24 protein-coding genes are annotated in these 23,860 nt (G+C 45.4%); 16 read left to right on the top strand and 8 right to left on the bottom strand.

The window, feature by feature from the left end; translation table 11 throughout:
- Window positions 1–131: 131 nt before the first annotated feature.
- From BLV00_RS17050 to cbpB, 6 genes are all read right to left on the bottom strand, one after another.
- Entirely contained in the window at window positions 132–1,415 is a 1,284-nt protein-coding gene (locus tag BLV00_RS17050) for a hemolysin family protein (protein WP_093046170.1), read from the bottom strand.
- Window positions 1,416–1,464: 49 nt separating this feature from the next.
- Window positions 1,465–1,707 carry a YkuS family protein gene (locus BLV00_RS17045; RefSeq protein WP_093046169.1) on the bottom strand — a complete coding sequence of 81 codons (243 nt, stop codon included), beginning with the start codon at window positions 1,705–1,707 and terminating at the stop codon, window positions 1,465–1,467.
- 82 nt (window positions 1,708–1,789) lie between these two features.
- Complete coding sequence (locus tag BLV00_RS17040; protein WP_093046168.1) at window positions 1,790–2,908, bottom strand: N-acetyldiaminopimelate deacetylase; 1,119 nt, start codon at window positions 2,906–2,908, stop codon at window positions 1,790–1,792.
- Between the two features lie 597 nt (window positions 2,909–3,505).
- Window positions 3,506–4,225, bottom strand: a complete 720-nt coding sequence (gene dapD / locus BLV00_RS17030) for a 2,3,4,5-tetrahydropyridine-2,6-dicarboxylate N-acetyltransferase (RefSeq protein ID WP_093046166.1) — start codon at window positions 4,223–4,225, stop codon at window positions 3,506–3,508.
- Window positions 4,226–4,318: 93 nt separating this feature from the next.
- Window positions 4,319–5,821 (bottom strand): MDR family MFS transporter, encoded by a 1,503-nt coding sequence (locus BLV00_RS17025; RefSeq protein ID WP_093046165.1) that lies wholly within the window; start codon window positions 5,819–5,821, stop codon window positions 4,319–4,321.
- A gap of 84 nt (window positions 5,822–5,905) precedes the next feature.
- The gene (cbpB, locus tag BLV00_RS17020) at window positions 5,906–6,373 is read right to left on the bottom strand and encodes a cyclic-di-AMP-binding protein CbpB (RefSeq protein WP_093046164.1); all 468 of its coding nucleotides are present in this window, start codon (window positions 6,371–6,373) and stop codon (window positions 5,906–5,908) included.
- 470 nt (window positions 6,374–6,843) lie between these two features.
- Between cbpB and trhA the strand changes: the two genes are divergently transcribed.
- Entirely contained in the window at window positions 6,844–7,479 is a 636-nt protein-coding gene (gene trhA, locus BLV00_RS17015) for a PAQR family membrane homeostasis protein TrhA (protein WP_093046163.1), read from the top strand.
- Between the two features lie 291 nt (window positions 7,480–7,770).
- On the opposite strand, the gene BLV00_RS22590 is transcribed toward trhA, so the two are convergent.
- Both BLV00_RS22590 and fadH read right to left on the bottom strand, forming a co-directional pair.
- Window positions 7,771–7,983 carry an IS3 family transposase gene (locus BLV00_RS22590; RefSeq protein WP_093046162.1) on the bottom strand — a complete coding sequence of 71 codons (213 nt, stop codon included), beginning with the start codon at window positions 7,981–7,983 and terminating at the stop codon, window positions 7,771–7,773.
- A 67-nt stretch (window positions 7,984–8,050) separates the two neighbouring features.
- A complete protein-coding gene (fadH, locus tag BLV00_RS17005; RefSeq protein ID WP_093046161.1) occupies window positions 8,051–8,818 on the bottom strand; it encodes a 2,4-dienoyl-CoA reductase in 768 nt (255 codons plus the stop codon).
- Window positions 8,819–8,980: 162 nt separating this feature from the next.
- Between fadH and BLV00_RS17000 the strand changes: the two genes are divergently transcribed.
- The 15 genes from BLV00_RS17000 to BLV00_RS16930 all read left to right on the top strand — a co-directional run bounded on the left by BLV00_RS17000 (window position 8,981) and on the right by BLV00_RS16930 (window position 23,858).
- Complete coding sequence (locus BLV00_RS17000; protein ID WP_245729002.1) at window positions 8,981–9,865, top strand: metallophosphoesterase; 885 nt, start codon at window positions 8,981–8,983, stop codon at window positions 9,863–9,865.
- Window positions 9,866–9,999: 134 nt separating this feature from the next.
- Window positions 10,000–10,578: an SCO family protein gene (locus BLV00_RS16995; protein ID WP_093046160.1), complete on the top strand. Its 579-nt coding sequence runs from the start codon at window positions 10,000–10,002 to the stop codon at window positions 10,576–10,578.
- A 241-nt stretch (window positions 10,579–10,819) separates the two neighbouring features.
- Window positions 10,820–11,302: a YkyB family protein gene (locus tag BLV00_RS16990; protein WP_093046159.1), complete on the top strand. Its 483-nt coding sequence runs from the start codon at window positions 10,820–10,822 to the stop codon at window positions 11,300–11,302.
- A 487-nt stretch (window positions 11,303–11,789) separates the two neighbouring features.
- Entirely contained in the window at window positions 11,790–12,695 is a 906-nt protein-coding gene (gene ilvE / locus BLV00_RS16985; RefSeq protein WP_093046158.1) for a branched-chain-amino-acid transaminase, read from the top strand.
- Window positions 12,696–13,078: 383 nt separating this feature from the next.
- On the top strand, window positions 13,079–14,800 hold the full coding sequence (gene ilvB / locus BLV00_RS16980) for an acetolactate synthase large subunit (protein WP_093046157.1): 1,722 nt from the start codon (window positions 13,079–13,081) through the stop codon (window positions 14,798–14,800).
- Window positions 14,797–15,318 carry an acetolactate synthase small subunit gene (gene ilvN, locus BLV00_RS16975; protein WP_062445571.1) on the top strand — a complete coding sequence of 174 codons (522 nt, stop codon included), beginning with the start codon at window positions 14,797–14,799 and terminating at the stop codon, window positions 15,316–15,318. Before ilvB ends, ilvN begins: the two co-directional genes overlap by 4 nt.
- 152 nt (window positions 15,319–15,470) lie before the next feature.
- On the top strand, window positions 15,471–16,484 hold the full coding sequence (ilvC, locus tag BLV00_RS16970; protein ID WP_093046156.1) for a ketol-acid reductoisomerase: 1,014 nt from the start codon (window positions 15,471–15,473) through the stop codon (window positions 16,482–16,484).
- 4 nt (window positions 16,485–16,488) lie between these two features.
- A complete protein-coding gene (locus tag BLV00_RS16965; protein WP_093046155.1) occupies window positions 16,489–18,033 on the top strand; it encodes a 2-isopropylmalate synthase in 1,545 nt (514 codons plus the stop codon).
- 32 nt (window positions 18,034–18,065) lie between these two features.
- Window positions 18,066–19,172 (top strand): 3-isopropylmalate dehydrogenase, encoded by a 1,107-nt coding sequence (gene leuB / locus BLV00_RS16960; RefSeq protein WP_093046154.1) that lies wholly within the window; start codon window positions 18,066–18,068, stop codon window positions 19,170–19,172.
- A gap of 24 nt (window positions 19,173–19,196) precedes the next feature.
- Entirely contained in the window at window positions 19,197–20,618 is a 1,422-nt protein-coding gene (leuC, locus tag BLV00_RS16955) for a 3-isopropylmalate dehydratase large subunit (RefSeq protein ID WP_093046153.1), read from the top strand.
- 12 nt (window positions 20,619–20,630) lie between these two features.
- A complete protein-coding gene (gene leuD, locus BLV00_RS16950) occupies window positions 20,631–21,224 on the top strand; it encodes a 3-isopropylmalate dehydratase small subunit (protein ID WP_093046152.1) in 594 nt (197 codons plus the stop codon).
- Between the two features lie 256 nt (window positions 21,225–21,480).
- Window positions 21,481–22,431: a threonine ammonia-lyase gene (gene ilvA, locus BLV00_RS16945; protein ID WP_093046151.1), complete on the top strand. Its 951-nt coding sequence runs from the start codon at window positions 21,481–21,483 to the stop codon at window positions 22,429–22,431.
- A 122-nt stretch (window positions 22,432–22,553) separates the two neighbouring features.
- Window positions 22,554–22,718 carry a YqaE/Pmp3 family membrane protein gene (locus tag BLV00_RS16940; protein ID WP_093046150.1) on the top strand — a complete coding sequence of 55 codons (165 nt, stop codon included), beginning with the start codon at window positions 22,554–22,556 and terminating at the stop codon, window positions 22,716–22,718.
- 117 nt (window positions 22,719–22,835) lie between these two features.
- The gene (locus tag BLV00_RS16935) at window positions 22,836–23,570 is read left to right on the top strand and encodes a Bax inhibitor-1/YccA family protein (protein WP_093046220.1); all 735 of its coding nucleotides are present in this window, start codon (window positions 22,836–22,838) and stop codon (window positions 23,568–23,570) included.
- 87 nt (window positions 23,571–23,657) lie between these two features.
- On the top strand, window positions 23,658–23,858 hold the full coding sequence (locus BLV00_RS16930; RefSeq protein WP_093046149.1) for a hypothetical protein: 201 nt from the start codon (window positions 23,658–23,660) through the stop codon (window positions 23,856–23,858).
- The last annotated feature ends 2 nt before the right edge of the window (window positions 23,859–23,860 follow it).

The following is a 23,860-nucleotide window of genomic DNA, read 5'->3' as shown; positions in this document are numbered from 1 at the left end:
TATTATGGCACGGCCGCTTTGTCTCAGTTCTGCAAATTATATCTCGTAAGATTTCACTTTTGTCACTTAACATCCCGATTTTGTCTCATTAAGTTAAAAAGGATGCCCGGGTGCTTGCCCGGGCATCTCTGTTAATCTTTCCATACTTCCACTTTTCTGATTTGTCCATTAACCATGTCGACGATTTTGAAATGGTAGCTGCCATGCGTGACCTCTGTTCCTTCTGCTGCGTCAATGTCATTGGTATATATGAATCCGGCTATGGTGTCATAATCTTCGTTATCAAGGTCAAGATCGAAATATTCATTCATGTCCTGGATGGATACTTTGCCTTCCACAAGAAAGTGTCCATTTTTCAATCGTTTGATCGCCCGCTCTTCTTCATGGTCGAATTCATCACGGATCTCCCCGACAATCTCTTCAATGATATCTTCTATCGTGACAATTCCGGAGGTACCACCATACTCGTCAATCAAGACAGCCAGGTGTGTCCGCTCTTTTTGCATTCGCACTAACAAATCGTGGATAGGGACGTTTTCAAACACTTTGAAAGCAGGTCGGATAAACGGATCTAAGGTATCCAACTCTTCAAAATCACTGTAGAATAATTCCTTCAGATGGATGACTCCTAAAATATGATCTTTATCACCATCGATGACCGGGTACCTTGTGAATCGTTCCTGATGGATATACCTGCTGATCGCTTTGATGGAATCATTGATATCAATGACAGCGACTTCAGTCCGAGGAATCATGATCTCTTTTGCAGTCCGGTTATCGAATTCGAAGATTCGATCCACATATGTGAATTCGGAGCGGTTGATTTCCCCTTTTTGGTAACTTTCTGATAGAATATGCCGCAGTTCTTCTTCGGAGTGTACCTCTTCAGACTCTTTTGCCGCATGTAGACCGAACATACGGACCAGCACATTGGCAGATCCGTTCAGGAGCCAGATCAATGGGTACATCATTTTACTATAGAGGATCAATGGCTTTGCTAAAACGAGCGTGATTGCTTCCGCTTTTTGGATGGCAACTGTCTTTGGAGCAAGTTCTCCTAAAACCACATGTAAAAAGGTAATAACAAAAAAAGCGATACCAAACGAAATGGCATGACTGATTCCGGCGGGTAGCTCAAACCCTTCTATCAACGGGTCAATGAGCACGACCAGAGTAGGTTCCCCGAGCCAACCTAAACCTAAGGCTGTGATCGTGATGCCAAGCTGACACGCCGATAAGTAGTAGTCTAAGTTATTTGTCAGCCGCAAAACACTTTCCGCTTTTTTATCCCCTGCAGCTGCCCTTGCTTCCATCTTTGTTTTTCTGACCTTGACGATTGCAAACTCACTTGCGACGAAAAACGCGGTCAAAATAATTAGCAAGGCAACTGCCAAAAGCTTTAATGTGATTTCCATCCAATCTCTCCTCTAGCAACTATGTAACGGGGCGTTATAGCCCCTCCTGTCAGCGCAAACGCTGTTCTACCTGTTGGCAGACTTCTTCTGCCGTAGACCCATCGGCATTGATTACCGACTGTTGTGTTGAAGCATCCGCCATCCCCATGACGTTTTTATCCTGACCGGAAATGACACAGCAGTCACATCCTTGTACGTCCTGCTCATTTTTCAGGGTTATTACATCATACCCTTTTTGCTGTAAAGCAGAACTGATGTCTGACAAACTTTCTTCTACTGCAATTTTACTCATTGTCGTCATCCTCCTTGAATAGGGTAATATCTACTTCCCTATTGTTACCAACGTACAAAGAGGTATGCAGACTGAAGATCACTTACCAGCCTCTTATCATAGCTTCTACGGTATCCACTCCGGTGGTCAGAGCTTGTTCATCTGGTGTCAGCCTGGCGTGGTGAAGTCCATATTCTGATTCCACTCCAAGCCAAAACATAAACCCGGGTATTTCTTTCAGCATATAGCCGAAGTCCTCTCCAGTCATCGCTGATGGAGCTTCTTGAAAGTCAACGTCTTTCAGTTCTGCAACAACCCTACGGAAGGATTCGACATGGTTCCCGTCATTATAGACCTGATGATAATTTGCACCATAATCAATGGAGACCTCACAATCATGGCCAAGTTCCAGACCTTTTGCCAGCCTTTCGATATTCTCCTTCACTTCTTCCATCGCCTTCGGGGACATTGTCCGGATTGTACCTTCTAACCTGGCGTGTTCAGCAATCACGTTCTGTACGGTTCCACCTGTTATTTTGCCGATGGTCACGACTGCGCTGTCCAAAGGGTCGACTCTTCGTGCCACAATTTGCTGAAGCTGTGTGACAAAATAGCTGGCAGCAACCACCATATCATGGGTGTGATGAGGATAAGCGGCATGCCCTCCCTTCCCTTTCAGATCGATGAACAATTCACTGGTGTTGGCGAACAACAGACCTTTCCGGGAGGAGACAGTGCCGACCGGTAAATCAGGGGCGATGTGCAAAGCAAAAATGACGTCCGGACGCCAGAATTGAAATTCTTCACTTTCCAGTAACGGCTTGGCTCCTCCCGGCCCTTCCTCTGCCGGCTGGAAAATGAATAGACAGTTATCTTGTGCCGGGTTCCCGGCTAATCGTGACAAGGCACCCAGCGCTATAGTCATATGAAAATCATGACCGCAGGCATGCATTTTCCCTTTATGGCGGGAGTGGAAATCAAAACCTGTTTTCTCTGTAATCGGCAGCCCATCAATATCCGCACGGTAGCCAATGGTTTTGGACGGATGCTTACCTTTGACAAAAACCAAAATGCCTGTTCGCCATGTTTTTATTTCGATATGCTCCTGTGGCATTCTCCCAATTTCATCTAAGAGATACTGTTGCGTTTTGAACTCTTCAAACCCCAACTCAGGGATCTGGTGCAGCTCTCTTCTAATTGTTTGGAGTTGTTTTCTATCCAAGCTTTCTCACCTCTTTTTCCTTATGGCTCTATTAAACGTAATTGTTAATTTTTCGTAAGGGACTCATTCAACTATCAAACCGGAAAGTCGAAGACTTTATTTCGAGATGCTTTAGGTCCGTTGCCGAGCAGGAGGAAGGGCGGCTGGGAAACGGTTCGCTTTCCTGTGGGGGAACTGGCAAGCCTCCTTAGACTTCGTCTTCCGGGGTCTTGCCTAAATCCTTCTCCCACGGGAGTCTCACCGTTTCCCCGCAGCCCATCTGTTATTGAGATTAACGGACCCAGGTATGATGAGAAAGAAGGTGTATACATAAAAACTCCTCTTAAGATTTTTGCTAAAACTTGTGGTACAGAAAGTAATTAGCCACTTTTGTAAGAACTTCTTTAGTCATTTGTGAACTGCAAATCTGTAGGGTTTCCGTTTGCCTCACCACTGCCCACGGAAAGCGATCCGTTTTCCCACCCACCATCTTCTCCCCCATAAGCCTCGAAACTGAGTATTCTGGAAAAGGGAGCTTGACTGTAAAATCAACATGAAGTTTAAATAGAGATTTTCTTATAGAAAAGGCCCTGCAAAAGCAAGGCCTCCAATGATTGATCAGTTATCCAGTTTACGCAATTCCTGCTTGATTTCTGTTTTGGATTTCGTTTGATCATCAATGTCTTTGATTTTTTTCGCTGGTGTACCTGCCACAAGCGTATTCGGTGGTACATCTTCTGTTACGATCGATCCTGCCGCTACGACAGATCCTTCGCCTACAGTTACGCCTTCAAGGATAACTGCGTTTGCACCGATGACTACCCCGTCTTCAATGACTACCGGGCTTGCGGATGGTGGCTCAATGACACCGGCAAGAACAGCACCTGCACCGATGTGGCAGTTTTTACCGACCGTAGCACGACCGCCAAGTACAACGTTCATATCAATCATCGTTCCCTCACCGACTACCGATCCGATATTGATCATGGAACCCATCATGATGACACAGCCATCACCAATTTCTACCTGGTCGCGAATAACGGCTCCTGGTTCAATTCGAGCATTAATATTTTTCAAGTCAAGCAACGGAATAGCAGAGTTTCTGCGATCATTTTCCACTACATAATCCGCAATGGCATCTTTGTTATTTTCAAGAAGCTGTTCGATGTCTTTCCATTCACCGAACAGGACACCGCTTTTTTCTTCGACAAAATCCTGGACGCTTTCCCCGAAGTCGATGCTCTTCAAGTTTTCCCCTTTCAAGTAAACCTTGACTGGAGTTGACTTGGTACTATTAGAAATAAACGAAATAATTTCGTTGGCATCCATTTGTTTCATAATGACTATTCCTCCTTTATGGTATGTAGCATACTGCTTCATTTACTTTATCAAAGTGAAATCCTTGTGACAAGAATTTCACGTCTATCTCTATCATTTCTTCAGCCTGCTCTTTTCCCCTTTCGGCAAAAGAGTAATCAGTAAGAAACTGATGATTGCCAGGACCAGCAGCCCCAAATAAACGAGATGCAGCCCGGATGTCAAAGCATCCTGTAATACCTCCAGTGCGTTCGGTGAAAGATCGTCCCGTTTTTCCGCATCCAGCAGCAAGTTGGTAGAATCGACATTTAATTCCTTGTCGAGATCCGCTTCGTTGATGGCAGACTGAATTCTGCTGTTGAGCATTCCTCCAAGTAATGCGGCTCCTACGGCGCTTCCTAACGAACGCATGAACATGTTAGAAGCTGTTGCGATTCCCCTTGTTTTCCAGTCGACCGTGCTTTGAATCGAAACGATGAAGGATGTCGTCGACAGTCCCATCCCGACACCGATGAAGAATGAGCCAGTGGCTGCCCACACTGGTCCTTTTTCCGGTGATAATAAAAAGAAAAAGATGCCACCAATAATTAATGAAACGCCGCCGATCAGAGAAGTTGTCCGAAATCCGATCCGCAGCAGCAGTTTACCCGCTAATGCAGATGAAATCGGCCAGCCGATCGACATGGTTGTCAAGGTGAACCCGGCTATGATGGCAGGCTTTTCCATTACACCCTGGACAAATGCCGGCAGATAACTGGACACCCCGATCAAAATCATTCCTGTCGTTAATGAAGTGATGTTTGCGACAGATATCGAACGATGCTTCCAGATTTCAAATGGCATCATCGGAGCACTTACCCTTGTTTCCTGTAAGAAAAACAGGATGAACCCGATGAGCGACAGACCAGAGAGTAACAGCATCAACTGGGAATCCCAGGCGATCCTCACCCCTCCTTCTACGAGGATCAACATTAACGTACTGACGGCGATGAACATAAACACGGCACCGCCATAGTCGATTTTCCTATCTGTCTTGTCCAGGTCTTCATGAAAGAAAATGATGATGCCGGCCATCGCCAGCAACCCTAAAGGAATATTCATCCAGAACACATATGGCCAGCTTAGTACGTCTACGAAAAAGCCCCCGAGCGCTGGTCCGGTAACAGCAGAAATACCCCAGACACTGGACAGGTATCCCTGGATATTAGCACGTTCTTCCTTCGTATAGATATCACCGACAATCGTTGTCGCAATCGGCATCAGTGCGCCAGCTCCAAGTCCCTGGATCAACCGGGCGAAAATCAACATTTCCATCGAGACAGCAAACCCGCTAAGTGTAGAACCTAGCAGGAAAACGGAAATTCCAATCATAAAAATCGGCTTCCTGCCGAAAATATCAGACAGCTTACCGAAAATTAGCACCGTAGCAGCATTTGTCAATAAGTAGGCTGAAAACACCCAACTATATAAACTGAACCCGCCTAAATCAGCTACGATACTCGGCATAGCAGTGGAGACAATCGTAGCCTCAATCGCAGCCAGAAACATCGCGAGCATGATTGATGCTAATACCAGTGGTCGTTTAAGCTTTTTTTTATGTATAACCGGTTCTTCCATAAAACCCCTTCTCTTTTTTATTTTATATAAAAGAGGGGCTGACCCATGGGAGAGTCGAGCCCCGCTAATCCCTATACCTTTGTTTTACCTCTCCACTTTGTCTCGAAAGAGGTGTGTTTGTGTGTGCAGATATCGATTCAACTGCTTTAAAATAGCCCTTCGCGTCAAAATGCCATCAAAAGAACCTTCTTCATCGGCTACGCATACAAATGGATTATCAATGACAGACTTTAACGCTTTTTCAAACGAATCTTCCTTGTGAAGTGTGGGAATATCTGTTTTCATTACGGTATTGACACACATCTCTGAGAGGTTGTCAAATTCGAATTGTTCGATTCCTAATGTTTGTTCAATGATTGCCGCCTTGCTGATCGTCCCTTTAAGCATGTAGGCAGGATCCAGTACAGGCACCGCAGAATAACCTGTCTTTACCAAAACCAATAAAGCATGCTCTAATGGATTGCCAACCTGGACGTGTGCAACTTTATCGGCAGGTATCATAAGTTCATTTACTGTCGTTTGTATCAACTGATCGTTTGGTACATTAATCATTTTTTCAACACTCCCTTATCATCCAACAGTTGAAGGAGTATACAGAGTATGCACAGCACAAAGCAAACTAAACTTTCCTTTACCAAAGCCTTAAATCACGCTTTTCATGTGTAGACTTTTAGGCCACGAAATATGCTACCTCCATTATTTTAACATAATCCAGCAAAGCAAAAACTAATTTGGCACAGAAAACTTATAATTTCACATGTCTGACATCTCTTTGTAATTCTGGCGAAGGTTTTCTTTTTCTACATTAATGGTGATTTCGACTAATGTAATTTTATTACATTTATCACAATACCCCGGCTCCCTATAAAGCAAACAACATTTCGGACATTTATAAAACATACGAACACCCTTTTTCATAGCTTATGATAAACGATGAGGTTGGGTGAGTCTCTAGCCATAACGGACAAAAGATGAGATAATTGATAGAAAATTGATTGAAATTAAGGAGATGTCCTTTAAAAATGACTACTCACACGTTTACGAAACCGGAAGAAATTGCCAATACGATTACACATGGGATCGGAGCTATACTTAGTGTAGCTGCACTCGTCCTGCTGCTTGTATATGCCGGTATGGAAGGGAATCCGTGGCACATTGTCTCAGTCGCCATATATGGTGCTACTATGGTACTCATGTATGTGTCTTCCACTCTCTGTCACGGATTTCCAAAAGGAAAGATGAAAGATCTCTTTGAAATTTTCGACCACTCCGCGATCTATCTATTTATTGCCGGAACATATACACCTATCATGCTGGTTCCTTTAAGAGGGACATTAGGATGGACGTTGTTCGGCATCGTTTGGGGAATTGCCATTCTCGGAATCGTCTTCAAAGTATTTTTTGTCAAACGATTCGTGATGCTATCGACCTTGTTCTATATTCTGATGGGTTGGCTGATCATATTAGCCTGGGGTCCTTTAACTTCCGAACTGCCAGCTAAAGGGATTACCTACCTTGTAGTCGGCGGGGTACTGTACTCAATCGGAAGTATCTTCTATGTCTGGCGGAGCTTTCCGTTCCACCATATGGTATGGCACCTGTTCGTCCTGGGCGGCTCGATTTTCCACTTCTTCACGATTTTCTTTTATATCCAATAGAATATACACTCACACTATTTCTACCAGCTACACTAAAAAGACAACAGTGAGCATAGCTTCTTTACTATGCCCTCTGTTGTCTTTTTTCAATGCTGTGCTAAACGTTGTTGCTTATTTTTTCATAACAGACTAATTCAACTTTAGGGTCGTAAAGTCGAAGACTTGATTTCCAGATGTTTGAGGGAGTTTAGGTCGTTGGGGAAGGATTCGCTTTCCTGCGGGGGACCTGGCGAGCTTCCTCGGGCTATTGAAATGACCCCTTTAATATTGGACACTCTATAATTCCAGCAGTTAACTGGGCACGTTCCCGTATTTGACGGGACTCATGCCAGTTAACCTGGATTTGATTCTTTCATGGTTGTAGTAGTCCATGTATTCTTTCAGCTCCTGCACTACAATGCTAATTTGAATGTGCTTTCTGTTCCAAAAGCATACTATTCTTGATAGGCGTTTCGAGATTATAATCCTTGTATGGTGGCTAAAGTCTCGAAACTGTGTCTTCAATTAAAGGGGGCTTATATGAAAAATCAACATTGAAATTCAACTGACTTCCCAATGTATAGAGTTAGAGTTAAAAAGGGAATTGGTTGAGCCATTGACCACCGTCGAGGGTGACGACTTCGCCATTCATATAAGAGGCTTTCTCTGACAAGATAAAATGGGCGAGGTCGGCTATTTCCTCAGGTGTACCAAGTCTTCGCAGCGGAACTGATTGAAGTGTCCGCTTGGCAGCTGCTTCCGATTCGAACAGTTTATCAGCGCCTCCGGTCCGTTCGATTGGTCCCGGGGCGATGGCGTTAACCCGGATTCCATATTTCGAACCCCATTCGACAGCAAGCGTCCGCGTCATGCTAAGAACACCGGCTTTTGCAGCAGCTGAATGAATGACTCCTGCCCCTGCATTCCATGCATAAGTGGCGACCATATTCAGAATAGAACCCTTGGTATCATTTTCAATCCAATAGTTCCCGACTGCGTGACTACAATAGAACGTGCCATTCAATACGATATCGATAACGGTTTTCCAACCATTTGCGGATAGCTTCTCTGCCGGAGCGATAAAGTTGCCCGCCGCATTGTTGACTAAATGATCAATTCTTCCGAATGCAGACTCTGTTTCCATTACCATACGCTCTGCATCTTCCATTTTTCTTACATCCATCACAATCGTTAATACTTGAGCGGGATCTTCCCCGCTGATTTCCTGCTTTGCCGCTTCCAGCCGTTCTTCATTACGTCCGGTTATGACCACATTTGCGCCTTCCTGGACGAACTTTTTCGCCATGTATTTTCCCATGCCGCTGGAACCGCCTGTTACTATCACTACTTGACCTTCCATTACAACTCCTCCTTCACTATGTATCTATTCCATATTAAAAAACTGAATTCCTGTTCATTTTTCAAAATATATCAATCTATTTTCATTTTCGAGTTAAATCTAGCACATATCAGCCCGCATGCTATAATAACCTAGACTGAACGAAAACCTTTTTGTCGTTCTATGGAACGTACATGCAGTAGAAAGGAAATCGATATGAGAATGAACCGGCGAAGTTTTATTAAACGAACACTAGGAAGCCTGCTTGCCTTATTCGGATTGAGCGGCGGAACCTATTACTATGCCAGATATATGGAACCGGATATGTTAACGATTCAGGAAGAAACGATTCGAAATGTAAAAATACCCGATAGTTTCCAGAACTTTAAAGTCGTGCAATTTTCTGATACCCATGTCGGATTTCACTATAGTCTGGAACAATTAGAGAAAGTAGTTGACCGAATCAATGGGCTTGAACCAGATTTAATCCTTTTTACCGGCGATCTTGTCGATAAACCGAACGCCTATGAATGGGATGGCAGAATTGTAGAAGTCTTGAAGAAACTGCATGCACCAAACGGCAAGTTTTGGATTTATGGCAACCATGATCATGGGGGTTACGGAACCGATGTCGTCAAAAAGAAAATGGATCAAAGTGGATTCAAGTTATTAAAAAATGAAAATACCGCCATAAAAAAAGGCCAGGATTCGTTCATCCTGGCCGGGGTAGACGATATTATGCTGGGTAAACCAGATATGGCTAAGACGCTTGAAGAAGTATATGAACGGGAATTTGTATTATTAATGGTGCATGAACCTGATTATGCCGATCATGCAGCCGCCTACCCTGTCGATGTGCAATTGTCCGGTCATAGTCATGGAGGCCAGATTCAGATTCCTTTCATCGGCTACCTGGTCACCCCTCCCCATGCTGAAAAATATGTAGAAGGACGCCATACCATCGGTGGACTTGAATTATACGTAAGCCGGGGACTCGGTACCACACGGCTCCCCTACCGCTTTTTGTGTAAACCAGAAATCACACTCCATACACTCACTAATTCTTAATTGTGAGTTTCGACATTTTTGTGACAAGTCTGCAAGCAATAGAAACCCTCCACCCTTCGTGTTACAATTAATGTCGGAATAACAAAGGAAGAAAATTCACCTAATTCCAAGCAACAATGCTGGAGGTTACAAAGATGAAAAAAATTTATACGTTGGCAATCCCCTTTTTCGCCGTGTTGCTATTCCTGTCAGCTTGCAGCCAGGAAATCGAAAGCAACATGTCACGTGACGTGCAGGAATTTTCTGCGGTTAACCAGGATGGCGAAAAAAGAAGCCTGGAAGACTATAAAGGTCAATATTGGATAGCGGATTTCATTTTCACCAACTGCGATACGGTATGTCCACCGATGACCGCTAATATGGCCCGTCTTCAAACGATGATGGAAGATGAAAATATTACAGATGTGCAACTCGTTTCCTTCAGTGTCGATCCAGAAAACGACACCCCAGAAGCACTGACAGAATTCGGAGACAAGTTCTCGGCGAATTCTGACAACTGGGACTTTTTAACAGGGTATGAATTTAAAGAAGTGCGCGAGCTTTCCATCAAATCATTCCAATCCATGCTCGAAGATGTTCCAGATTCTGACCAGATGAGCCATGGAACACGCTTTTATCTCGTAAACCCGGAAGGTGAAGTGATCAAACATTATAAAGGGACACAAGCAGACTCAATGAAAGATATCCTTGAAGATTTAAAGAAAATTCAATAAATATACAAAAGCGCAAGCGCCTTGCTCACCCCCTCGAGGTCTTAAGTCAAGCCTCGCCTTGACGTTCTCTGTCACAGAGAGGCTTGACTTAAGACCTCGAGGGGGTAGGCGCTGGAGCTGGATGCAGCTCACTGCTATAAGTTGTCCATAAGCAATGAATTTTTATTGTTTCCTAAGGCGCACCACTTTGTGCGCCTTTCTGTTTATGGATAATAAAATACAAAAGAAAGGAGTGCGTGGAATGAAAGAAAAACACACGCTTACCGACCAGGAACTTGCTGAGTCTTTATTCATCATTAACCGGCATGCAAAAACCGCTCCGGATCCAAAAGAATTATATGACTTAAAAAAGCACACCATCCAAAAGCTTCTGAAGCATAATCGTGCAAAAAAAGTTGGTTTACACTATTCAGATCATCCAAAACTAAGCCAGCAACATTCCACTTTGCTGATTCAGGTTGCCAATTATTATTTTCATATCCCCGCCCAGAAGAAGGATTTTCAGGGGGTTCGACACTTAGGAAAACTAGACCAGAACTATCGTAACCCTAAGCCCCGGCTGTCGCTTTCACGAGCCAAAAAGAACCTTTACCGGTATTTGAATTGGAAGCCAGCTGCATCAAAAGCTGATCCACGGCCCCGTCCTAACTCCTATACTCCATCCTCCTACCTTGGCAGCATGAATTTCAAGCCATGGAACCAACGAGGTAAACGAACCAGGTGAATATCTCCCCTATTGTGATGATCACCTGCTTTATTCCCACCGACAGGAAAACTTCCAATCTTTGCGATTGGAAGTTTTTTTATTTTTTTGAACCTCAGATTTACCAGTTTCAGTAAAAAGCAAAACCTGCTGCAGCCCTCTGAGTAGGCATTCACCCACGTTTTAAAATCTTTGGTCGAAATTTTTTTAAAAAAATTTTAATAATCAAAATGCTGGCATCTCAATAATGTAAGCGTTTACTATTTATCTGATTTATCTAAACTATCAGAAAATTCGTTTTTTGCCTGTTGACGACCTTCAAATAAGGGAGTATAGTAATCGTCAAATTCAAAAAAAATTAGTTGTTTAAAGCTAATCAATTAAGAAAGTGAAACAATATCCCGGGCCCTCAAACTAAACACATATTTTCTTCGATGGGCTCATAAATTTCACAAAAATACTTTATGAATTTTAAACATTAATTAGTTAAAGAGAGGAGTGCAAAAGAATGAGTAACCAATGGATTTACCTCAACGGCGAATATGTCACGAAACAAGACGCAGTCGTATCTGTATACGATCATGGTTTTCTTTACGGAGATGGGGTGTTCGAAGGTATTCGCGTCTACAGCGGAAACATCTTCAAATTGGATGAACATCTTAGCCGGTTATACGACTCAGCAAAGTCCATTATGCTGAATATCCCTTATACGAAAGAGGAGTTCCAGGACATTATTGTCGAGACTGTCCGTAAGAATCAGTTAGAAACAGCTTATATTCGCGTCGTTGTATCCCGCGGTCCAGGAGATCTCGGATTGGATCCAAATAAGTGCTCAGAGCCTCGGATTGTAGTCATCGCGGAAGCACTCGCTCTCTTCCCGAAAGAACTTTATGAACGAGGTGTCAGGCTGGCATCGGTCGCAAGCCGAAGGAACCGTGCTGATGTATTGCCACCACAAGTGAAATCATTGAACTATTTGAATAATATTTTAGTGAAAATGGAAGCAAACCAGGCAGGAGTCGATGAAGCTTTGATGCTGAATGACCAAGGTTATGTCACGGAAGGATCAGCAGATAACGTCTTCATCGTCAAGAATGGAGTGATTAAAACTCCTCCGGTATACCTGGGAGCATTAGAAGGCATTACGAGAAACACAATCATCGATTTAGCGAAGCAATTAGGCTATGAGGTGCAGGAACAGCCATTTACCCGCCATGATGTCTATGTAGCAGATGAAGTTTTCCTTACAGGAACCGCTGCAGAAGTTATCGCTGTCAATGAAGTGGATTCCCGGATAATCAACAACCGTAAACCTGGAAAAGTCACCAATCACCTCCTTTCCGAATTCCGAAAGCTAACGACAGAAGATGGCGTGAAAGTCTATGACTCAAAAGAGAAAGTCCAAGTAAGCTGATAAAAGACAAATCCATACCGTTAACTCCATGACGGGAACAAAGGAATAAGCCACTGTATTCACAGAGAGCCGGGGTTGCTGGAAGCCCGGAAATACACCTTATTCCGACATCCTCCCTGAGTGTCGGACTGAACGATTTTCTACTAGGTCCGGCCGGGTGCCTTCCTGGCACCTGTTACTAAAAGAAGCTGTACTGGTTCAAAATGCAGCTTCACAAGGCAGTGTTTGCAAAGATACTGTAAACGAGGGTGGTACCGTGAAAAGCGAAAGTCTTTTCTCCCCTCTTGATCCACATGATAGTTCGACGTGGAAACAAGAGTTGGGGGAAAAGGCTTTTTTCATTGCTTATAAAACCCAAATTTCAATTAGGAGGGATTTAAAAAATGAAGGTAGAAGCGAAGCCGCACCACGAAAGTCAAACCAAACCAAAATCAGGTGCGGACCTGCTCGTGGATGCATTGATCCAGGAAGAAGTCAAAACCATTTTCGGATATCCAGGAGGTGCCGTGTTACCAATTTACGACGCCCTATATCGCTCAGGAGATGCTTTCCATCACGTTCTTGCCCGGCATGAACAAGGTTCCATCCATGCTGCTGAGGGATATGCACGAGTTACAGGTAAGCCCGGCGTCGTCATTGCAACATCCGGCCCGGGAGCAACGAATCTGATTACCGGTATCGCTGATGCCATGATGGATTCCCTCCCTGTTGTCGTATTCACCGGTCAGGTAGCACGCGGTGTCATCGGTACAGACGCTTTTCAGGAAGCGGATGTCATGGGCATAACTACCCCGATCACCAAACACAATTATCAGGTCCAGGCACTATCAGACCTTCCGAGAATCGTTAAGGAAGCTTTTCATATTGCATCTACTGGTCGTCCTGGCCCAGTTGTCGTCGATATACCAAAAGATATTTCAACAGAAGTCGATGAAAATCCGCCAAATGTGGATTTCTCACTTCCTGGCTATCAGCCTAATTTGAAACCGAATCCGCTGCAAATCAAAAAGTTGACAGATGCCATGGCACAGGCAAAGAAACCAGTATTGCTCGCTGGAGCCGGTGTCCATCATGGGAGAGCTTCCGAGGAACTGAAAGCTTTTGCGGAAAAGCATTCCCTCCCTGTTGTACACACGTTACACGGGCTCGGTACCTTCCCTGGCAGCCACTCCCTCTCATTCGGAATGGCTGGGATGCATGGTACCTATGCAGCCAACATGGCATTGTACGAATGCGACTTGCTCATCAATATCGGTTCCCGTTTCGATGACCGTTTAACTGGTAAATTGGAACATTTCGCTCCTAATGCGACAGTCGCCCATATTGATGTCGACCCAGCGGAAATCGGGAAAAACGTACCGACTCAAATACCGATCGTATCCGACTCCAAGGCAGCATTGGAAGCTTTGCTTAAGAACACTGTCTCTTCCCCGGCAGCGGAAGAATGGTACAAAAAGCTGGATAACTATCGGGATGAATATCCGCTCTGGTACAACAATCCAGATAGCGATATGGTACCGCAATGGCTGATGGAAAAGATCCACAGTTATACGCAAGGAGACGCAATTGTTACAACGGATGTCGGCCAGCACCAAATGTGGGCAGCTCAGTACTACAAGCTGGAAAAACCGAACCGCTGGGTCACATCAGGAGGACTTGGAACCATGGGGTTCGGCTTTCCAGCAGCAATAGGGGCTCAGCTAGCTGCTCCGGACGATAAAGTCGTAGCTGTCGTCGGCGATGGCGGCTTCCAAATGACGCTGCAGGAGCTTTCGCTTCTTCAGGAAATGAAGCTTCCAGTAAAAGTGATCATCGTCAACAACCAGGCGCTAGGAATGGTGCGCCAGTGGCAGGAAAGCTTTTATGAAAAACGCTATTCCGAATCCTTGATGGCGACACAGCCTGACTTCGTAAAACTTGCAGAAAGCTACAATGTGCAGGGCATAAAAATCGAATCGCAACAAGACCTGAAAGCTAGATTACCTGATGCACTGGCTAGTGATGAACCAGTCGTCGTTGACTGCCGGGTGCTGCAGCAGGAAAACGTCTATCCGATGATCGCTCCAGGCAAAGGAATCCACGAAATGATCGGGGTGAAACCATGAGAAGAATCGTAACAGCCACCGTACAAAACCGAAGCGGCGTATTGAACCGTGTGACCGGCTTGCTGGCTAAACGTCAGTTCAATATCGAAAGTATCTCTGTCGGTCGTACGGAAGCGGAAGGCATTTCAAAAATGACGTTCGTCGTCGACGTCGAGGACGAACGGAAACTGGAACAGCTGACTAAGCAACTGAACAAACAGATTGATGTCCTCAAGGTTTCAGACATTACCGATAAAGCGATTGTGGCCAGTGAATTAGCTCTCATAAGGGTGGTTAGCAACGCACAGATAAGAAATGAAATCCAGGGTATCATCGAGCCTTTCCGGGCTTCAATCATTGATATCAGCAAAGACAGCCTGACAGTCCAGGTTACAGGTAAACACGAAAAAATCGAAGCATTGATTGATCTGCTTCGCCCTTACGGCATAAAAGAACTGGCACGGACTGGGCTTACAGCCTTCCTTCGTGGCCAGCAGCCACAAGTAGCAGAAATGAAAAACTACTCAATATTGAAGTAACGCAAGGTTATGTCTTACCAGGTTCCATTACCGTGTAAGTAGAATCAGGTGAGGGAAACGACCCGCTTTCCACAGGAAAGGGAGTGAATTCCATCTCCATCAATAGCAAGATAAATAAATGAATGAAAACAAATTTGGAAGGATGATTAATCATGGCAAAGGTACTTTATCACAACGACATTAACGAAGAGGTATTGATGAACAAGAAAGTAGCAGTTGTAGGCTACGGCTCTCAAGGTCACGCACATGCACAAAACCTGAAAGAAAGCGGACATCAGGTAGTGGTAGGGTTAAGAAAAGGTAAGTCCTGGGACAAAGCGGAACAAGACGGCCAGGAAGTAAAAACCGTACCGGAAGCAGTCGAAGAAGCAGATGTTGTCATGGTGCTACTGCCAGACGAACACCAGCCGAAAGTTTTCGAAGAACAAATCAAACCTAATTTGCAGGCAGGAAACGCACTTGTTTTTGCTCACGGTTTCAATGTCCATTTCAACCAGGTCGTCCCTCCTGCTGACGTCGATGTATTCCTTGTCGCTCCAAAAGGACCAGGACACCTGGTACGCCGGACTTTTGAAGAAGGCGCAGGCGTACCGGCATTAATCGGTGTTGAACAGGATTATACCGGCGAGGCAAAAGAATTGGCACTTGCCTACGCGAAAGGCATCGGCGCTGGCCGTGCTGGAGTACTGGAAACAACCTTCCAGGAAGAAACGGAAACAGATCTGTTCGGAGAGCAAGCAGTCCTTTGCGGTGGCCTTTCCAACCTTGTCAAATCCGGTTTTGAAACTCTTACAGAAGCAGGCTATCAGCCTGAAGTCGCTTACTTCGAATGTATGCACGAACTGAAACTGATCGTCGATTTGATGTATGAAGGCGGACTTGAAGGCATGCGTTACTCCATTTCCGACACAGCACAATGGGGCGACTTCGTATCCGGACCGCGTGTCATCAATGAAGAAACAAAAGCCCGCATGCAAGAAGTGCTAAGCGATATCCAGACAGGTAAATTCGCGAAAGGCTGGATCATGGAAAACCAGGTCAACCGTCCAGAATTCAATGCCACTAATAACCTGGAAAACAACCATCAAATTGAAAAAGTGGGACGTGAATTACGCGAATTGATGCCGTTCGTCAAGCAGCAGAAGAAACAAAAACAGGAGGTGTAAGCTCATGACCCATGTGAAGGTGTTTGATACCACCCTTCGTGATGGTGAACAATCAGCCGGAGTCAACCTGAATAAACTTGAAAAAATCGAGATTGCCAAACAACTGGAACGTTTTGGCGTAGATATCATGGAAGCAGGCTTCCCTGCCTCTTCCGAAGGTGAATTTGAAGCGGTACGACAAATCGCTCGTACGATCAAGCATGTTTCTGTCGCAGGATTGGCCCGCGCAGTAAAAAGTGATATCGATACAGCATGGGAAGCTTTAAAGGATGGTGTGGAGCCTCGTCTCCATATCTTCCTTGCCACCTCCCCCATTCACATGACCTATAAATTGAAGAAAACACCGGAAGAAGTATTACAGACAGCGGTCGAGACAGTCGCTTACGCCAAACAGAAATTCCACCATATCGAATGGTCGGCTGAAGATGCTACCCGTACGGACATCGATTTTCTTGTCAAAATCGTAGAGGCCGTGATTGATGCCGGGGCTACGGTCATCAATATCCCAGATACGGTTGGCTATACGACTCCAGATGAATACGGAAAGCTATTTCGTCATTTGAAAGAAAATGTACCGAATATCGACAAGGTAACCCTTTCCGCCCATTGCCATGATGATCTTGGCATGGCAGTCGCCAACTCCATCGCAGCCATCGAAAATGGAGCGACCCAGGTGGAAGGTACGATCAACGGCATCGGCGAACGGGCCGGCAATGCCTCCCTTGAAGAAATTGCAGTCGCCATGAAAATTCGCCAGGACGTCTATCCGTATACAAATGGTTTAAACCTGAAAGAAATCAAACGGACGAGTGACATGGTCAGTAAGCTTACCGGGATGATGATTCCAGGAAATAAAGCAGTCGTCGGCCGTAATGCTTTCGCCCATGAGTCCGGTATCCATCAGGATGGTGTTTTGAAGGAAGCTTCCACTTATGAAATCATCACACCGGAAATGGTCGGGGTAAAATCAAACAGCATGGTACTAGGCAAGCATTCCGGGAGCCATGCGTTCAAAGAAAAAGTTCATGAACTGGGTTATAAATTCAACGATGCCAAAATGAAAGAAGCATTCATGGCTTTTAAGCAATTGACAGCGAAGAAGAAAGAAGTTACGGATGATGACCTGTTCACCATTCTCATGGAAACACAAGTAGACAGTATCACCATCAAGAAATATCAGTTGGAAGCCTTCCAGGTACAATACGGATCTGCCAATCTGCCGACAGCTACTGTGGCATTGACGACACCGGAAGGAAAGAGACTGGAGCATGCCGGCACTGGCCAAGGTAGTGTGGAAGCAATCTACAATACACTCGAAAGTCTGGTTCACGAAGAAATACACTTGGAAGATTACCAATTGAGTTCCATTGGTAAAGGACGCGATGCACTTGCAGAAGTTCATGTAAAAATGACGGTTAATGGTAAGGAAACCGGCGGACGTGGTACTGCCCAGGATGTCTTAGAAGCTTCCGCTAACGCATTTTTAAATGCAGTCAACCGTGTTTTCGTTACCCAGCATGTCGAAGAACAATCACAAGCGCACGTATAAGGATCACTACTATTACTGAGGGAGGAAATTTTATGAAAAAGCATATCGTACTACTTCCTGGTGATGGAATCGGCCAGGAGATCATCGGTTCAGCTCGTGCGGTTTTAGAAGAAATTGCAGAAAAGTTCGGTCATACGTTCACATTTGAAACGCATGCCATCGGCGGTACAGCAGTTGATGAGCATGGTACTCCCCTTCCGGAAGAAACCGTTACGGCCTGTAAACAGGCAGATGCGGTACTTTTAGGGGCAGTCGGAGGTCCGAAATGGGATGACCTCCCTTCCCACCTCCGTCCCGAAAAAGGACTGCTGGGTATCCGAAAAGAGCTTGGCTTATTTGCCAACCTTCGACCGGTCAAGGGGTTCAAGAAGCTGCTCGGCTCCTCCCCACTTAAGGAAGAATTAGTAGAAGACAGTGACCTGTTGATCGTGCGCGAACTGACCGGAGGCCTTTATTTTGGAACACCAAGTGAACGCCAGGAAAATGGGCAGTCTGTTGTCGATACCCTTTACTATGAACGACATGAAATCGAACGAATCGTTGACAAAGCGTTTCAAAGTGCCCGCCTGCGCCGGAACCATTTAACTTCCGTCGATAAAGCGAATGTACTGGAGTCCAGTAAGTTGTGGCGCGAAGTTGTAGAAGAGAAAAAAACAGATTACCCGGATGTCACTGTCGAGCATATGCTGGTCGACGCTGCAGCTATGAAACTGATTCAGAATCCAGCCCAGTTTGACGTTATCGTGACAGAGAATATGTTCGGTGACATTTTGAGTGATGAAGCTTCTGTGTTGACTGGATCCCTTGGCATGCTGCCATCTGCCAGTCTTCGCAGCGATGGCGTGGGACTATATGAACCGGTTCACGGTTCTGCCCCGGACATCGCCGGACAGAATATCGCCAACCCACTGGCAATGATTCTATCCACCGCTTTGATGCTACGTCATTCATTCGGAATGGATGAAGAAGCGTCCTGCATTGAAAAAGCGGTCGAAGAGGTAGTTGACCTTGGCTATCATACCAAAGACTTGAAGATAACCAATGGCATTGAAACCAATACGACCAACATGACCCATAAGGTCGTGGAATATATGTCACAAAATGATGCGTGCAGCTGTATCATGAGTGCCTACGCCTGATTACACAATGTGAGGAGTGAAAACATGACCCAGCCGAAAACGATTATTGAAAAAATTTGGAACAATCATATCGTCCATCAGGAGCCCGGCAAACCTGATCTTCTATATATCGACCTGCATTTGATCCATGAAGTCACTTCTCCCCAGGCTTTTGAAGGACTAAGAATGAAGGGGCGGAAAGTACGCCGCCCTGAATTGACTTTTGCGACCATGGATCATAACGTTCCGACGAAGCAGCGTCATATCATCAAGGATGAAGTCTCGAAAAAACAAATGCACACATTAAAAGAAAACTGTGAAGAGTTCGGTGTGCCGCTCGCTGATATCGACCATCCCGACCAAGGGATCGTCCACGTCATCGGACCCGAACTTGGTTTGACGCAGCCTGGTAAAACAATTGTCTGCGGGGACAGCCATACTTCTACGCATGGCGCTTTCGGTGCCCTTGCGTTTGGTATCGGAACAAGTGAAGTCGAACATGTCCTCTCTACTCAGACACTTGGGCAGGCACGTCCGAAAACGTTGCAAGTGAAAGTAAATGGCAAACTTGGCACCGGCGTCACGGCGAAGGATTTGATTTTAGCAATCATCGCAAAATACGGTGTTCGCTTCGGTACCGGATACGTCATCGAATATACGGGTGAAGCTATCCGTGATCTATCTATGGAGCAGCGGATGACTGTTTGCAACATGTCAATTGAAGCCGGTGCACGTGCCGGTTTAATTTCACCGGATGATACGACCATTGAATATCTCCGCGGCAAACGCCATGTACCGGATGGAGAAGCTTTTGAACAGGCTGCAGCAGAATGGCGTGCCCTTGCCACCGATGAAGGGGCCAGCTACGATGCAACGGTGGAAATCGATGCGGATAAAGTCGAGCCGCAGGTCACATGGGGCACCAACCCTGCCATGTGTGTCCCTGTCAGCGCTAATGTCCCTGATCCTGCCAGTCAGGAAAAAGATTATGAACAGGACGAAGTACAACGGGCCCTGGATTATATGGGACTTGAAGCCAATCAGTCGATTGATTCCGTTGAAATCGAACATGTATTCATCGGTTCCTGTACCAACTCACGTTTGAGCGATTTGAAAAAGGCAGCTGACATCGTTCGTGGTAAGCAAGTGCATGAAAAAGTGACCGCTCTCGTCGTCCCAGGCTCCAAAACGGTTAAAGAACAGGCAGAAGCTGAAGGCCTGGATGTCATTTTTAAAACCGCAGGGTTTGAATGGCGGGATGCAGGATGCAGCATGTGTCTGGCGATGAATGATGATATTATTCCGCCGGGAGAACGCTGCGCCTCGACTTCCAACCGGAACTTCGAAGGCCGGCAAGGAAACGGTGCCCGTACCCACCTGGTCAGCCCGGAAATGGCAGCAGCCGCTGCTCTCGAAGGACATTTTGTGGATGTCCGCCAATATACCAAAACAGCACTGAATGGATAGGAGGTTATTTCCATGGAACCGATACGCGTACATTCCGGTCTTGTCTATCCGATGAACCGGGCCAATGTCGATACCGATCAGATCATCCCCAAACAATTTTTGAAACGGATCGAACGGCAAGGCTTCGGCCAGTTCCTTTTCTATCATTGGCGTTTCGATGAAGAAGGAGAAAAACGCGACAGCTTTTCGATGAATGATAAAAAATACACAGATGCTTCGATTCTGGTGGCCGGCGACAACTTTGGCTGTGGCTCTTCACGCGAACATGCGCCGTGGGCAATCCTGGATTATGGTTTCAGAGTCGTGATTGCTCCTAGTTTCGCTGATATCTTTTATAACAACTGCGTCAAAAATGGAATTCTTCCAGTACAATTAAGTGAAGATGAAACACAGGCGATCATCAAAAAAGCCGAACAACAAAAGCTTGAATTGACCATCGATTTAGAAAAGCAGCTGGTCGTTGAGGAGGAAGAATTCAATTTCAGCTTCGATATCTCTGATTATCACAAGCAGATGCTGTTGAATGGCTGGGATGAAATCGCCGTCACATTGACACATGAAGACAAAATTACCGCCTATGAAGAACGCCAGCATCTTACTGGATAAATAAAATTTTTTAACGAATAACTGGAAGGATGGTAAGGGAAACGATGAGACTCCTGCGGGAAAAGTAAGGTTGGCGAGACCCACAGGGCTGAGCCCGAGGAGGCTTGCCGTCTTACCCGGGAAAGCGAGTCGTTTCCCTGACCCGCAATTCTCGGTAATGGACCGAGAAGCAACAATTGATTTTATTAAATAACAAATTTTTAAGGAGTGTGAAGACATTGGGAATTCGTTATTATTAACCAAGGTGGCGGATGCAATGGAACAGCTATCCTCTGTTGTGCATCGTACCCCGCTCACCACTTCAGCGACATTAAATGAACAAACAGGAAAAAAAGTGTTTATGAAGATGGAGAACCAGCAAAAGACAGGCGCTTTCAAAATCAGAGGCGCCAGCTATAAAATCTCACAATTGACGCAACATGAAATGAAGCGAGGGGTGATTGCTGCTTCCGCCGGCAATCATGCCCAGGGGGTTGCCCTGGCAGCCGCTAAACGCGGCATTGAGGCTAAAATCTTTATGCCAGCCAATACGCCAAAAGCAAAAACGAAAGCAACAGAAGGCTACGGGGCAAAAATCGTGTTGACTGGAGAATCGTTCCAGGAAGCTTACGAAGCGGCCATCCAGGAACAAAAACGATCACAAGCTGTTTTCATCCACCCTTTCGATGATCCCGATGTCATGGCAGGACAAGGAACCATCGCCATCGAGATGCTGCAGGAGCAGCCTTCCCTTGATACACTGATCGTCCCTGTAGGAGGCGGCGGTCTGATCAGCGGGATCGCTTTTGCAGCAAAAAATATCAATCCGACCATCAAGGTGATCGGCGTCCAGGCAGAAAGAGCAAGTGCGACCTACAATCAATTTCATTCTAAAGGGGCGACTTCCCTTGCTTCTGTATCCACCATTGCTGATGGAATCGCCGTCAAACGCCCTGGTGAGCTGACCTATCCGATCATCCGCAAATATGTCGACCACATCGTGACCGTCTCTGACCAACAATTAGCGGCAACCATGGTCCATATGCTGGAACGGGAAAAGACGATGGTAGAAGGTGCCGGTGCTGCAGCACTCGCTGCTCTCCTTTCCTATCATAAAAAAATCAACACTAAACAATGCGGTGTGGTGGTAAGCGGTGGTAATATGGACATTGCTAAATTACCATCGATACAATCGTTATCGCAGAAACATAACTATCAGGTAGTGTAATTGTACAGGCAGCCATAACATTGGCTGCCTGTTTTGCTGAGCTATTTTACCTATTTTTAATGATTAGTAGATTAACACCTGCTTTCTTGTGGTATGTACAACACTAAAGGAGGCATTCGATTATGTTAAAATACATTCTAGCAGTATTGCTGCCGCCTTTAGCAGTATTCATGGCAGGCAGACCAATGACAGCATTATTGAATTTGATTCTTACAGCGATTTTCTGGATTCCAGGTGCGATCCACGCTGTCTTAGTTGTTCGTAACAAAGAGCTCGGCACCGTATAATAGGAGAAACATGGCCCCTGTTTTCAGGGGCTTTTTCCTTTTACATAGGGGCGGCGAATGCATACAATGGAAACCAGGAAGCATAGACTAGCTTATCAGGAAAAAGGAGCGTGGAACATGAGGACAGCAAACCCGACGTTGAATGACAATATATTTGGCAGGCAGCGGGTCAAATCAGGTAAACGGATGATGACACTAGCAGGAACCGTGAATAAAGTATTTATCCTTCTCTTTATCTTGATGGCGACTGCTTATTATACATGGAACCTCTATTACAACAATCAACCGGTAACGACTTATATCTGGATCGGTATTATCGGCTCGTTGATTTTTGCATTGATCACCGCGTTCATCCCGAAAGCTGCTCCAGTTACGGCACCGATCTATGCTGCACTGGAAGGATTATTTATCGGAGCTATTTCAGCGCAATACGCAAATCTTTATGAAGGTATCGTGATCCAAGCAGCAATGCTTACAATGATGACCTTATTCGCTTTGCTGATCGCTTATAAGCTGCGGATCATCAAAGTTACGAAGAATTTCCGCTTAGGCGTTTTTGCTGCCACGCTCGGCATTTTCCTCGTCTATTTGCTGGATATTATCCTTAGAAGCTTTACATCGATCCAGGTTCCGCTGCTGCATGAATCAAGCCTGCTAGGGATCGGAATCAGTTTATTCATCGTGGCAGTCGCTGCATTGAACCTCGTCCTTGATTTCGATTTTATTGAACGGGCCTCCAACCGCGGCGTGCCGAAGCACATGGAGTGGTATGGAGCTTTCGGATTAGTTGTCACCCTTGTCTGGCTGTACATCGAAATGCTCCGGCTGCTGGCTAAATTAAGAAACCGTTGAGTCGTTCCAGCAACCAGTTTCTGCCTGGTTGCAGGTTTTAATTTTTCTATTAAGAGGAAGATAGTTGGTAGAGGAGGTAGATTAAAAATGGATGAACTAAACGATTTTCTCTATCAACTGAAACGGCATATGCAATATACAAGTGAACTTAGGGATGCCTATGAAAAGCTACCTGTTCACCAGCAGGAGATTGTCAAGAATGCTTCCCCAAGGCATGAATCGCCGGAAGACCTTTCGAAACACGCCTACCAGTGGCACGACAACCTGTTCAAAGTAGTCGAAAAATAAAC

It is taken from the genome of Thalassobacillus cyri (assembly GCF_900107755.1).
In the GTDB taxonomy this organism is placed as follows: domain Bacteria; phylum Bacillota; class Bacilli; order Bacillales; family Halobacillaceae; genus Thalassobacillus; species Thalassobacillus cyri.
The sequence above is the reverse complement of the archived record's forward strand: the minus strand, read 5'-3'. Positions and strand labels throughout refer to the sequence as shown.